Source organism: Rhodococcus sp. P3_B8 (assembly GCF_056402775.1).
The window spans coordinates 1-11,838 of sequence record NZ_JBFUGT010000200.1 but is presented as its reverse complement, the minus strand read 5'-3'; the positions used below and the strand labels follow the sequence as shown (position 1 = coordinate 11,838).

Sequence of the window (11,838 nt, the reverse complement as noted above, 5' to 3'; positions counted from 1 at the left end):
CCCTTGAGTGCTGCGCTATGGCCTCGCGACTGAAGCGGGTAGGCGACGTTCTTGCGAACCTTCATGTGGGGCCATAGGGCGTAGTTCTGAAAGACCATGCCGACGTCGCGGCGATTCGGCTGCACGAACACGCCACGCGCAGTGTCGAGTACGCAGGAGCCGCCAATGTGGATGCGGCCTGAATCGGGGCGCTCGAGTCCCACAAGTGAGCGCAGCAGGGTGGTCTTTCCGCAGCCGCTGGGGCCGAGGAGTACGAGCAGTTCGCCATCGGCCACCTCGAGGTCGACGTTGCGGAGGACGTGAATCTCGTTGCCTGGGCGTCCGAATGACTTTGTCAGACCGTGCACGGACACCAACGCGGGTGCCCGCGTCGATCTCGAAGTCTCTTTGGTCTCTCGCGTTGCTTCAACGAGGGCTGATGGCATGACGCATCCCTTCAGAGTGATGTACGACACTCAGTCAATCACGTAATTGACAGACAGTGCAAGAGCAGTCTTTTTCATAAAGTTGAAATATGTGAAGGAAAGTAAAAAACATACCTAAATGTTTGGAAGTTACTAGCTGTCAATTATCCGTGGTTGTGGCTGGTGGGTCGGTGAGCCGTGACGCCCGAGAGCTCATCGACGAGCGCGAGTCGTTCTCGCACATGGTGGGTGACGTTCTCTACCATCTGTTCGCAGGCGAGGAGCGCCTCTAGTTCGATCGAGAAGATAGTTTGCCGGAGGTTCGCTTGCCGATTCGGGCCGCGGACACGAGTCCCTATCTTGTAAGGCTGCCGGTTCAAACACTGAAGTCGCGCCGCATGTAGCCCCGGCTGCCCGCTAGCTGCGATGCAGCAACACTCCAGCGTCGACTAATTGGCATTGCGGCCATGCCGATTCGTCGATCTTGAGTGGATGCTCTGAAATCTGGAGGGACTTCGTCACGCCTACCAGTACGAAGCCCTTGGCCTCCCAGTAGTGTGTCGCGGGAACCCGGCGGTTCGCGGCTGGTGGAAGAGGGCACCGTCCCATCGAGCGTAATCTTCTCGACCTCGGTCAGGTGACGCGTATCCCAGCTGGAGCGCATCGTCTCACGGAGACGATCGGATTGTGTTGCAGTGCAATAACTGTACGGGGCGTTCAGGGCCGAGGCAATCCCATCAAACGATTACCTCCGCAGACCTATTTGCTCAACCGTGCCGGGAGCGCGTGAGGCACCCAAAGCTACAGCCTCGGCATCCGACTTCTTCGTGCCGACGGAGAGCGCGGAGGTGGTGTCGGCGAAGAACCGGTCCGGGAGGCCATGACGGATTCGAGCTACCACGGGGAGCGCCCCGGTGGCTTTCATTTTGTCCTCGATCGATGCTCAGTTCGAACCGGATCGACTGTCGGCCAAGCCGACCGGGTCCGTCTGACCGCGCAGAACATGTCTGCATCGAGGCGCGCAATGTCCACACCCGGGTCGGGGTGAAACCAGTGCTCGTGAAGACTCCGGTCGACATCACCTCGCCCTCAACTGGTCGCAGTCGACGCGCTGCCACGGCGGCACGCCCCACGATTCGTATCGAGGCGCGGGGCTCGCAGTGTGCCCGCGTTCGGTTGCCGGTCACCCGCGCCGGGGATGGATGGGACGTGCGGGTCGATTTCGATCGGGTCATGTCCTCATGCAGCCGACCCTGCTCGGCTGGCTGCGTCGCCCGATCATCCGGAATCTACGCGGGGTGCCTCGCCTGCCGATGCCCCACCGTGCTYGGTTCGAACAAYCCGCGTAGTGGATGTTGCCCTCGAACCGATGCCGTGGCTGGCCGGGGTGCTGGAAGGCCGGGTGCCCGATGTCACGCTCACGCGGACAGTGAGCCAGACGCCCTGGTTGATTCGCACGGCGTAACCGCMGCGACGGGTGCGCAGAACGAATCCCCGGTGGCCGGACTGCGAGCGCGCCCGGCCCGCAGTGCCCTTGGCGCTTCGGCTGAATCGTGGAGATCGCCGATCGTTACTGTCAGATAGAAGTCCTCTCTATAAGTCAGACAGTTAATCGGCTGACTATTGCATCAGTGTCAACGATGGTCTAACTTGACAGTGGTAGAGCTCACAGTCGATTTCGAGCGTCATGCCTCGGAGTTGCCGTTGCTAGGAGAGAGTCCATTGAGTGATGAGATCGTTGAGCCGCTCGGCTCAGGCGAACCGGCAGGGCATGCGAAGACGCCGAAGAAGGCCGCCGCGAGCGGGTGGGTCGGCTCGGTGCTCGAGTACTACGACTTCTTTATCTACGCACAAGCCGCCGCGCTGGTGTTTCCCACGCTCTTCTTCCCGGGGGCGGATCCGACGGTTGCGATCGTTGCGTCCTTCGCCACATACGGCGTCGGCTATGTGGCGCGGCCGATAGGTGGATTCGTTCTCGGTCACTGGGGCGATAAGCATGGACGGAAGAATGTCCTCGTTCTCTGCATGCTCATCATCGGAGTTGCAACGTTCTGTGTCGGGCTGATTCCGTCCTACCATTCCATCGGCGTCTGGGCTCCGGCCCTCTTGGTCGTCTTGCGCTTGGTTCAAGGCTTCGCCGTCGGTGGGGAGATCTCCGGGGCGAGCGCGATGATCATGGAGCACGCGCCATTCGGAAGGCGCGGCTACTACACGAGCTTCACGATGCAGGGCGTCGCGGTCGGCCAGATTCTCGCGGCGGCGGCATTCTTGCCGATGGCCACGTGGCTTCCGGATGAAGCCTTCCACTCATGGGGTTGGCGGATCCCGTTCCTGCTGAGTGCGGTCGTGGTCCTCATTGGTCTTATTATTCGACGCAGGGTGAACGAGACGCCGGCATTCCTCGAGGAGCGGGATGGTGACAACACGCCGCCCTCACCTATTGTGGAGGCCGTTCGCAGCAACGGCGCCGACATGGTGCGCGTGTTCATCATGATGCTGCTTACCATCATTCCTGTAGTTATGTTGGTGTTCGGCGCAACCTTCGCGACGAACAAGGCTTATGGCAATGGGTTCACTCCGGCGAACCTCCTCTGGCTCTCGCTGATTGGCAATGCGGTGGCCGCGCTGCTCGTCCCAGCGGCCGGTGCCCTGTCTGACAAGATCGGCAGGCGGCCGTGTCTGATCTTCGGCATGCTCAGCTCTACGGCCCTGTGTTTCGGCTATCTGTACTTCATCAGTGTTCATAACGTCGTTCTTATGTTCGTGTTCGGACTCCTCGCATACGGTGTGGCCTTTCAGGGGTTCCAAGGAGTCTTCCCGAGCTCCTTCCAGGAACAGTTCCCGACCCGGTCCCGTGTCACCGGATTCGCAATCCCGCAAAACCTCGCAGGCATGGCCACAGCGATCATGCCGACCGTGTTCGCCGTCATCGCTCCCCCCGGCGCGAATGTGCCGGTGATCGTCGGGTCGGTCGTTTTCGGTATCGGCGTAGTCGCAGCCATCGCCGCCTACTTCACGCGGGAGACCTACCGGGTGCATATGGACGACCTGGGTCGGAAGGATGCACCGGAGGTGCCGCGTGACGAGTACGAGCGGCGCCGGCACCGTCGATTAGCCGCCACATAACGGATACGAAGCGACAACCTCGCAGGTGACGACCAGGAGCCCGCCGTCGAACATGGACGGCGGGCTCCGGTCGTCACGATGGCGGCCGGAGCACTGGTATCAAACCCGTCGAGGGGTGCTCGATGATCGAATGTGGAAAAGAAATTTGATGGATCGCGATCTCAAAGCCCTCAAACTCCGCTCACCGAAGGACATCCTGCCGCAGCGACTGGCGCTGGCCCGACAGCACCAGCTCAGCCACCTCGCCTTCCTGGAACTGTTTGGGCCGACGAAGTGTCACGCCGCGAATCGCGTTCGGCACTAATACGTTCGGCGAAGGCCGGGTTGAATTCGAACATGCGGATCGACACCTGAAACGCACTCGACGACCTGCACTACGACGGGCGTTGTCGGATCTGGTCTCGTTGCGCTTCGCCGACGCCGGCCACTGCAGGCTGGTCCTCGGCGCGTGGGCGTCGGCAAAACACACCTGGCCACCGCATTGGCCAGATCGCGCTCCGGCAACGACGCAGCGTGCTCATCGGAATTCTGGCATGGGCCCGCTGCATCGGGGTGTAATCGGCTGCGAAGTCCAGTGGCCCGATTCACGTAGGAGCAGCTCGCGGGTGCCGGAGGTAGCTGAAGGAGTATGAAACTGTTGTGTAGGGGTCCCGCCGGCGCGGATGGCTCTCGCGTGGGTGCTGGTGCGCCCGGGATCACGGGCACCCTTCGTGGGGCCGCGTACCGAACACGATCTCGACGACGCTGCGGCGGCGCTTGAATTGAGTCTCGATGCCGTCATCACGTCTCGATACGATATTCCCGGGGTATCGGACAGCGCCCGAGGGCTACGCCTGGTAGAAGCGACCAGTGAAGCCGGCTTGATGATTCAAGCCGGCTTCCTGTTTTCTGTCGTTTCTGCGCGCCGTACGTCGGTCTAGATTCGATAGTCCTTGAGCAGGGATCGGCCGATGATCATCTTCTGGATGTCCGAGGTGCCCTCGCCGATCAGCATGAACGCCGCTTCGCGGTACAGTCGCTCGATCTCGTACTCCTTGGAGTAGCCGTAGCCGCCGTGGATGCGGAACGAGTCCTGAACGACCTCGTTGCAGTACTCGCTGGCGATCATCTTCGCCATTCCCGCCTCGACGTCCATGCGCTCGCCGGCGTCCTTGAGCCGGGCGGCACGGACCACCATGGAGTGCGCGGTCTCCACTTTGGTGGCCATCTCCGCGATCCGGAACAGGATCGCCTGATGCTGCGCGATCGGCTTTCCGAACGTCTCGCGCTGCTGCGCGTACCGGATGCCGAGCTCGAATGCGCGATTCGCGATGCCGACGGCCCGGGCGCCCACGTTGACGCGCCCGACCTCGACGCCGTCCATCATCTGGTAGAAGCCGTTGCCGGGGGTGCCCCCGAGGACCTGGTCGGCGGAGATCCGGTGGTTGTCGAGGATCATCTCCGTGGTGTCGATGCCCTTGTAGCCCATCTTGTCGATCTTGCCGGGGATGGTGACCCCCTGGGCCGTCTCGCCGAAGCCGGACTCCTTTTCCACAAGGAAGGTGGTCATGTTCTTGTAGACCGACTCGGAGCCCTCGTCGGTCTTGCAGAGCACTGCCACCAGGGTGGAGGATCCGCCGTTGGTCAGCCACATCTTCTGGCCGGTGATCTCGTAGCCGTCGGCGGTCCTGGTGGCCTTGGTGGTGATGGCCGAGACGTCCGAGCCGAGCCCGGGCTCCGACATCGAGAAGGCGCCGCGCACCTCGCCGGTGGCCATGCGCGGCAGGTACTCGAGCTTCTGCTCCTCCGTGCCGTGCTGGTTGAGCATGTGGGCCACGATGAAGTGTGTGTTGATCACGCCGGACACGCTCATCCAGCCGCGGGCGATCTCCTCGACCACCAGGGCGTAGGTGAGCAGCGACTCCCCGAGACCGCCATACTCCTCGGGAATCATCAGGCCGAAGATGCCGAGCTCCTTGAGGCCCTCGACGATCTCCGTCGGGTACTCGTCGGCGTGTTCGAGTTCGGTGGCGACCGGGATGATCTTCTTGTCCACGAATTGCCGGACAACGGCCAGGATCTCGTCCTGCTCGGCGGTCAGGCCCTCGGTGCGCACGAGACGTCTCATGATGTCGATCGAACTCCTCTGCGATAAGTCTGTGATGACAGCGTGACTGGATAAGTCTGTGATGACAGCTTGACTGAAAGCTAGCTGTCAGACATATTACATACATGTCTAATGCAGTGGTAGTCGTCACAGGGGCCGGGCGCGGCATCGGGGAGTGCGTCGCGCGCTCGCTCGCCAAGGAAGGTGCGAAGGTCGTCCTGTCGGGCCGCACCGTGTCCGCGCTCGAGAGTGTGCGGGACGCGATCGAGGCAGATGGGGGGACCGCGCTGGTCCGTCCCACCGATGTCATGGATCCCGAGTCCATCGCGGGCCTCTTCGATGACACCGAGAAGGCCTTCGGGAAGCTCGACGTGCTGGTCAACAACGCCGGAATCGCCACCCAGACCAACATGGTCGACCTGGACGAGGCGGAATGGGATCGGATCTTCAACACCAACGTCCGTGGCCTTTTCCTCAGCAGCCGTGAGGCCGGGCGACGGTTCCGGGATGCGGGTGCCGGTCGCGCGATCAACATCGCCTCGGTGTTCGGCCTGGTCGGCCGCCCCGGCTTCTCGGCGTACTGCGCGTCGAAGGGAGCGGTCATCAACTTCACCCGCTCGGTCGCGGCCGAGTGGGCCCGCTTCGGTGCCCAGATGAATGCGGTGGCGCCTGGCTACATCGCCACGGATATCAACGCGGAGATGCGGGCGGACGAGGCGGCGTACAAGAAGGTGCTGCGTGGAATCCCCGCATACCGGATGGGTACACCGGAGGAACTGGCGAACGTCGTCACCTACCTGGCACTGAACGCGCCGGACTTCCTCACCGGCCAGACCATCGCCGTCGACGGCGGAGAGTCGAGCGTCTAGGCGATGACGAACACCACGGTAGAAGCAGTCATCTGCGAACCGGTCCGCACTCCCGTCGGTCGGTACGGGGGGATCTTCAAGGACGTGCCGGTCACCACCCTGGCCTCGACGGTGATCTCCGGGCTGGCCGAGCGCACCGGCCTGGCCGGTGCGGATGTCGACGACGTCATCTTCGGTCAGGGCTACGCCAACGGTGAGGCCGCGGCCATCGGACGGATCGCGGCGCTGGACGCCGGCCTCGATGTCACGGTGCCGGGGCTGCAGATCGACCGCCGTTGCGGTTCGGGTCTGCAGGCCGTGCTGTACGCCTGCATGCAGGTCGCCACCGGTGGTTCGGACCTGGTCCTGGCGGGAGGGGCCGAGAGCATGAGTCAGGCCGAGTACTACATCCCGAACGGTCGCTGGAACGCCGGTGGGCAGCCGAAGCTGCTGGACCGCCTCGCGGCCCCGCGCCGGAACTCGGGCGGCTCGCGGTATCCGGTCGAGGGCGGGATGATCGAGACCGCGGAGAACGTCGGACGCGAGTACGGCATTACGCGCGAGCAGCAGGACGCCTGGGCTGCGCGATCGCAGCAACGGGCGGGTGCCGCCATGGCGGCGGGGTTGTTCGATGATGAGACGATTCCGGTCTCGGTGCCGCAGCGCAAGGGTGATCCGCTGGTGGTGACGCGGGACGAGCACCCCCGCCCGGACACCACCGTCGAGTCGCTGGCGCGGCTCGAGCCGATGATGGCCGCCACGCTCCCGGGGGCTACGGTGACCGCCGGCAACTCGAGCGGGCAGAATGACGCCGCCGCCGTGGCGATCGTGACGACGCGGGCGAAGGCCGAGCAGCTGGGCCTGAAGCCGTTCGCCCGCCTCGTCAGCTGGTCACTCGCGGGCGTGGAGCCGAACCGTATGGGGATCGGTCCGGTCCCGGCGGCAGAGCGCGCGCTGGCGCGGGCCTCGCTGTCCTGGTCGGACATGGACCTGATCGAGCTGAACGAGGCCTTCGCCGCGCAGGTCCTCGGCTGTTTCCGGGGTTGGGGGCTGACCGACGCGGACCTGGACCGGGTCAACGTGAACGGTTCGGGCATCTCCCTCGGCCACCCGATCGGCGCGACCGGGGGCCGGATCCTGGCGAACCTGCTCCGCGAGATGGACCGCCGCGGTGCGCGGTACGGGCTGGAAACCATGTGCATCGGTGGAGGCCAGGGCCTCGCCGCAATCTTCGAACGAGTGGGATGAAACAGATGAAGATCCTCTACCTCAGCATGTCCCGCGAGGAGTACTCGCCGAACTACTTCCCCTACCTGAGGTCGTACATCGACCAGGTGAAATCGCCAGGCACCCAGGTCGAGCTGCGCGGCACCCGGGTGGGGCGGATTGACAGCTTCCGATTCTTCGAGGTCCTCGACTGGGTGTCCATCATGGACTCCGCGATCGAGGCCCAACAGGACGGCTTCGACGCGATTGCGATCGGCAACATCCTCGACCCTGCGCTGCGCGAGGCGCGGTCCATGGTCGACATCCCGGTCCTCGGGCTGGGGGAGACCTCGATGCTCACCTCCTGCATGATGGGCAGCCAGTTCTCCCTGGTCGGCGTGAACCCCTACTTCGGCGGCCGGTTCGAGGAGAACGTGGCCAAGTACGGTCTGCGTGAGCGGCTGGCGAGCATCGAGTGCATGGGGCTGACGCCGCATGAGCTGGATGCCTGCTTCTCCGATCCGGACGGCCGGCAGAAGGCGATCGACTCGTTCACCGCCGCCGCCCGCGCCTCGTTGGACAAGGGTGCCGAAGTGGTGATTCCCGCCGGCGGGCGGTTGACCGCGTTCCTGAACGCGGTGAACATCCGCGAGGTCGACGGTGCCCCGCTGCTGGACGGCACCGTCTCCCTGGTCGCAGCGGTCGAGGCGGCGGTGCGAGTGCACCGCCAGTCCGGCTCGTTCGTGAGCCGTCGTCGGCTGTACGCCCGTGCCCCCGAGGCCTCCATCCGACAGGCCGGCGCGGAATACGCGGAGGGCTACCACGTGCCGGCCCTGGCGCGGCTCGCCGCAGGCGACACCAGCAACTGACCCCTATTTCGAGGTAAGGGACGAGAACACCAATGAAACCCGAATACCCCCTGAGCAAGCATGAGAGCTTCATCTCCAATCTGGATCGGCTGCGGGAGACTTCCTCTGCCGCCGCGGACGCGTTCCGCGCGCTGCGCGTGGCCCAGGACGCCCACGGGCCGCTGGAACCCGGGCAGCGTGAGCTCAGCCTGTTGGTCGGTTTCGCCGTGACCCGCAACGAGGGCGGCTTCCGCGTGCACTGCAACCGCGCGCGGGACGCGGGCGTGCCCGTCGAGGCGATCGAGCAGGCGGTGATCCTGATGCTGGGCACCAGCCTTGGCCTGGTGCCGGTGGTGGAGGCCCTGAGCTGGGCGCACGACGAGCTCCGTTGAGCAATTGTTAGACATTAGACTTGTTCAATATTTGGCAGTGTGTGCACCGTCCGCGGGTGTGAGACCGGCGCGCCGCAACCCGTAGCCGCCCATATGACGAGGAGAGACATTTTCATGGCAGAGAACAACGAGACCCGTACTGCTTTGGTGGTCGGCGCCGGTTCCGGCATCGGACGTGCCACCGCGCTGGAGTTGGCGGGCTCGGGTGTGTGCGTGGTCGCCGCGGATCTGAATGCCGATGCGGTGGCGGCGCTTTCCGACGAGCACGAGAACATCGTTGACCTGGGCGAGTCCTGGAATGCCACCCGGCACGAGGACTGCGACCGGCTGGTCGCCGCGGCGGTGGTGCGGGTCGGGCATCTCGACACCGTGATCTCGACCGTCGGTTGGACCGCGATCACCAAGTTCCTCGACGAGACGCCCGAGTACTGGCAGCGGATCATCGACGTCAATCTGATGTCGGCGATCTACCTCTCGGCCGCCGCGGCGCGGGCCATGCGAGAGCGCGGCGGCAGCATCGTGCTGACCTCGTCCGAGGCCGGTACCGTCGGCACCTCCGGGGAGGCGGTGTACTCCGCGGCCAAGGCCGCGGTGATCGGCCTGGTGAAGTCGCTGGCCCGCGAGTGGGCCCGCTACGGAATCCGGGTCAACGCCGTCGCGCCCGGCATCACTTCGACGCCGCTGCTGGTGGAGCAGGGCATCGCCGGCGGCGACGATGCCCAGGGCGACGGCGACGCCGTGCTGAACAGCATCCTGCGGGGCGTTCCGATGCGCCGCCTGGGCGAGCCGTCCGAGATCGCGGACGCGATCGCCTACCTCGCCGGCGACGGCGCCAGCTACATCACCGGCCAGACGCTGTGCGTCGGCGGTGGGTTGACCATGGGCTCGTAGAGCCGGCCCATACCTTCGATCAAGCGCATCACCCGCGCTCGTCACAACAACACCGAGAGGCATCCATGGACATGCGAGGCAAGACCGTCCTGATCACCGGCGGATCCCGCGGAATGGGCCAGCAGCTCGCCCTGAAGCTGGGTGCGAAGGGCGCGAACGTCGTGGTCAACTACCGTCGCGACGACGAGTCGGCGCAGAAGACCGTCGCCGAGATCGAGGCGGTCGGCGGCACCGCGTTGGCGCTCAAGGCCGACATCTCCGACACCGAATCGGTACAGCAGTTGGTGGACGCCGCCGTCGAGCGGTTCGGCCGCCTGGACGTGGTAGTGGCCAACGCCGCAGCCAGCGCGTTCAAACCGTTGATGGACATCCGCGCGCACCACATCGAGAAGACCATGGGCATCACCATCCAGGGATTCCTGGATCTGGTCCGTATCTCGCTGCCGCACATGCGGAACGGGGGCCGGGTGCTCGCGGTGAGCGGCTGGGACAGCTTCCGGGCGCTGCCGCTGCACGGCCTGCTCGGCGCGGCCAAGGCGGGCATGGAGTCCATTGTCCGGAACCTGGCCGTGGAGCTCGCCGGTGACGGCGTGACCGCGGTGGGAGTGTGCCCCGGCCCGATCGATACCGATTCGTTCCGGCTGTACGCCGGCGATTCCTGGGACGACTACGCGAAGAACTGGCTGACCCAGACCCCCTCGGGCGCCTACGCGACCCCGTCAGAGGTGGCCGAAGTGATGGCCTTCCTGTGCTCGCCGGAGAGTGTTGCGATCAATGGCCAGACCATCGTGGTCGACGGTGGCCTGTCGGTGGCCACCATGCCAATCGGATTCGGGCAGAACTGAATATGAGCGCACAATCGTCGGCCGTCGCTCAGACCGTGGTGCAGTTGATGAGCCAGGTCCAGCGACGACCCGGCCACGAGATCGCGGTGGAGGAGGCGACCGGTCAGCGGTCGCTCACGATCGAGCAGCTAGTCGCCGCCTCCAACCGGCTCGCGAACGCCTTCATCGGTCTCGGCCTGCGGCCCGGCGGGCGGGTGGCATGGGTCTCCGAGAACCACATCGAGTATGTAGTCCTGGAGTTCGCCCTGCTCAAGGCGGGCCTGGTCAAGGTGCCGCTGAACAATCGTTTCGCCCCGAACGAGCTGCGGCGGTGCGTGGACCTCGCCGACGTCGGGCTGGTCGTTGCGGATCCGTCCTCGGCCGAGGTGCTCGACGGCGTGCTCGCAGGCTCCGCGGTGCACAAGGTGGTCATCGGCGCACGAGACGGGTGGACCTCCTTCGACCAACTGGTCGCCGGTGGGGCATCCGGGCCGGTGCAGGCGGCCACCGGGCCCGACGACCTCTATCACATCCGCTTCAGCTCGGGCTCGACAGGAAAGCCCAAGGGCATCCCGATCACGCATCGCGGGGCTCGCGCGGCGATCCTCGGCAACACCTGGGTGATGAGCACCAGTGCGCCCAGCGCATCGCCGCGCACCCTGCAGGTGGCGCCGCTGGTATACGCCGGCGGTTGGAGTGTGTTGCCGACGCTGCTGTGCGGCGGCACCAACGTGGTGATGACCAGGTTCGATCCTGAGCAGATGCTCGACGTGATCGTCGATCGCGGAATCACCTGGATGTTCGCGGTGCCCACGATGTTGCGGCGGCTTTCCGAGATCACGGGCCTCGAACGGCTTCGCACCTCGTCGCTGGGCTGCCTGATGCTCGCCGGTGAGCCCGCCGCGCTGCCTGCGCTCGAGGTGCTCACCGAGTACACCGATGCGATGATCAACTGCTGGGGGCAGACGGAGGCCCCGGCGTCGACCACGCTGCTCACCCGTGCCGAGATGCGCGACCGATCGCTGTGGTCCTCGATCGGCCGGCCGGTGCCGGGCGTCGAGTTCTCCGTGTACGCCGACGGTGCCGTCCAGGACCGGCCGGAGCCGGGGGTCGACGGCGAGCTGGTGATCCGCACCGCGAGCGTGGCACCGACCCTGCTGGGCGGCGAGGTGGAGCATGCCGATCGGACCCTGCCGGACGGCTGGTGGCGGAC

11 protein-coding genes are annotated in these 11,838 nt (G+C 65.1%); 9 read left to right on the top strand and 2 right to left on the bottom strand.

Going from position 1 to position 11,838, the window contains the following annotated elements:
* On the bottom strand, positions 1-347 hold a 347-nt coding region (locus tag AC1D1G_RS33050; protein WP_477955380.1), incomplete at its 3' end, for an ATP-binding cassette domain-containing protein.
* A 1,779-nt stretch (positions 348-2,126) separates the two neighbouring features.
* On the opposite strand from AC1D1G_RS33050, the gene AC1D1G_RS33045 reads away from it, so the two are divergent.
* Together AC1D1G_RS33045 and AC1D1G_RS33040 are read left to right on the top strand one after the other, a co-directional pair.
* Positions 2,127-3,530, top strand: coding sequence for an MFS transporter (locus tag AC1D1G_RS33045; RefSeq protein ID WP_418342048.1), 1,404 nt, complete (start codon positions 2,127-2,129; stop codon positions 3,528-3,530).
* A gap of 148 nt (positions 3,531-3,678) precedes the next feature.
* Complete coding sequence (locus tag AC1D1G_RS33040) at positions 3,679-3,834, top strand: hypothetical protein (protein ID WP_418342047.1); 156 nt, start codon at positions 3,679-3,681, stop codon at positions 3,832-3,834.
* 612 nt (positions 3,835-4,446) lie between these two features.
* Here AC1D1G_RS33040 and AC1D1G_RS33035 read toward each other — a convergent pair.
* Entirely contained in the window at positions 4,447-5,637 is a 1,191-nt protein-coding gene (locus AC1D1G_RS33035; protein WP_005242296.1) for an acyl-CoA dehydrogenase family protein, read from the bottom strand.
* A 104-nt stretch (positions 5,638-5,741) separates the two neighbouring features.
* Between AC1D1G_RS33035 and AC1D1G_RS33030 the strand changes: the two genes are divergently transcribed.
* From AC1D1G_RS33030 to AC1D1G_RS33000, 7 genes are all read left to right on the top strand, one after another.
* Positions 5,742-6,485, top strand: a complete 744-nt coding sequence (locus AC1D1G_RS33030; protein WP_418342046.1) for an SDR family NAD(P)-dependent oxidoreductase — start codon at positions 5,742-5,744, stop codon at positions 6,483-6,485.
* A 3-nt stretch (positions 6,486-6,488) separates the two neighbouring features.
* Positions 6,489-7,712 carry an acetyl-CoA C-acetyltransferase gene (locus tag AC1D1G_RS33025; RefSeq protein WP_477955377.1) on the top strand — a complete coding sequence of 408 codons (1,224 nt, stop codon included), beginning with the start codon at positions 6,489-6,491 and terminating at the stop codon, positions 7,710-7,712.
* On the top strand, positions 7,709-8,539 hold the full coding sequence (locus tag AC1D1G_RS33020; protein ID WP_025432700.1) for an aspartate/glutamate racemase family protein: 831 nt from the start codon (positions 7,709-7,711) through the stop codon (positions 8,537-8,539). The genes AC1D1G_RS33025 and AC1D1G_RS33020 overlap by 4 nt, the downstream gene beginning before the upstream one ends.
* A gap of 32 nt (positions 8,540-8,571) precedes the next feature.
* Positions 8,572-8,910 carry a carboxymuconolactone decarboxylase family protein gene (locus AC1D1G_RS33015; protein ID WP_005242288.1) on the top strand — a complete coding sequence of 113 codons (339 nt, stop codon included), beginning with the start codon at positions 8,572-8,574 and terminating at the stop codon, positions 8,908-8,910.
* A 114-nt stretch (positions 8,911-9,024) separates the two neighbouring features.
* The gene (locus tag AC1D1G_RS33010) at positions 9,025-9,801 is read left to right on the top strand and encodes an SDR family NAD(P)-dependent oxidoreductase (RefSeq protein ID WP_283351963.1); all 777 of its coding nucleotides are present in this window, start codon (positions 9,025-9,027) and stop codon (positions 9,799-9,801) included.
* A gap of 65 nt (positions 9,802-9,866) precedes the next feature.
* A complete protein-coding gene (locus AC1D1G_RS33005; protein ID WP_283351964.1) occupies positions 9,867-10,646 on the top strand; it encodes an SDR family oxidoreductase in 780 nt (259 codons plus the stop codon).
* Between the two features lie 2 nt (positions 10,647-10,648).
* A partial coding sequence (locus tag AC1D1G_RS33000; protein ID WP_477955376.1) for a long-chain fatty acid--CoA ligase occupies positions 10,649-11,838 on the top strand: 1,190 nt, incomplete at its 3' end.